This is a genomic window from Sphingomonas endophytica (assembly GCF_001476895.1).
Classification (GTDB): Bacteria; Pseudomonadota; Alphaproteobacteria; order Sphingomonadales; family Sphingomonadaceae; genus Sphingomonas; species Sphingomonas endophytica_A.
In genome coordinates, this window is sequence record NZ_LDTB01000238.1 from 1 (window position 1) to 920 (window position 920).

1 protein-coding gene is annotated in these 920 nt (G+C 64.3%); it reads right to left on the reverse strand.

Annotation, left to right across the window (positions count from 1 at the left end; genetic code table 11):
* Positions 1–10: 10 nt before the first annotated feature.
* A partial coding sequence (locus NS334_RS16950; RefSeq protein WP_206542728.1) for an ABC transporter permease occupies positions 11–920 on the reverse strand: 910 nt, incomplete at its 5' end.

Sequence of the window (920 nt, forward strand, 5' to 3'; positions counted from 1 at the left end):
GCCGCGCCGTTCAGCGGAAGGAGATGCGAGGGTCAAGCCAGCCATAGAGGACATCTGCGATCAGGTTGAACAGCACCACGAGACACGCGAAGACGAAGGTCACGGCCATCACGACCGGCGTATCGTTGGCGAGGATGGATGAAATCAGCAATGAGCCGATGCCGGGAATCCGGAAGATCTGCTCGGTGACGATGGCGCCACCGAACACCGCGGGCATCTGCAGCGCGATCAGCGTGACGACCGGGATCATCGCGTTGCGCATCACATGCTTGACGATCACCTTGGCCTGCCCGAGGCCCTTGGCGCGCGCCGTGGTGACATAGTCGAGCCGGATCACGTCGAGCATCGCCGAGCGCACGAAGCGGGTCATCGAGGCCGCCTGGAACAGGCCGAGCACCATCACCGGCATGATGGCCTGCCGGATCATCTCCAGCACCCAGGGGATGCCGCTCCCCGGCACGCTGGTGTAGACGAAGGGCAGCCAGTCCAGCTTCACCGAGAACACCAGGATGAACAGGATGCCGGTAAGGAAGGTGGGCAGCGAGAAGCCGATGAAGGCGAAGGTGTTGGCGAGCTGGTCGAACAGCGAATAGGGCCGCGTGGCGGCATAGACGCCGACCGGGATCGCGATCAGGAGCGCCAGCAGCTGCGACGAGCCGACCACGTAAAGCGTGGTCGGCAGCCGCTGCAGGATCAGCGTGTCGACATCGACCCTGCTGACGAACGAGAAGCCCCAATCGCCGTGGGCCATTGCCACGATCCAGTGCAGGTAGCGCAGATAGATCGGGTCATCGAGGCCGAACTTGGCACGCAGCGCGGCCTGCACCTCGGGCGGCACGTTCGGATTGGTCGCGAGCTCGCTGAATGGATCGCCCGGCGCGAGCGCCAGCACGACGAACAGGACGACCGAAATCCCGAGC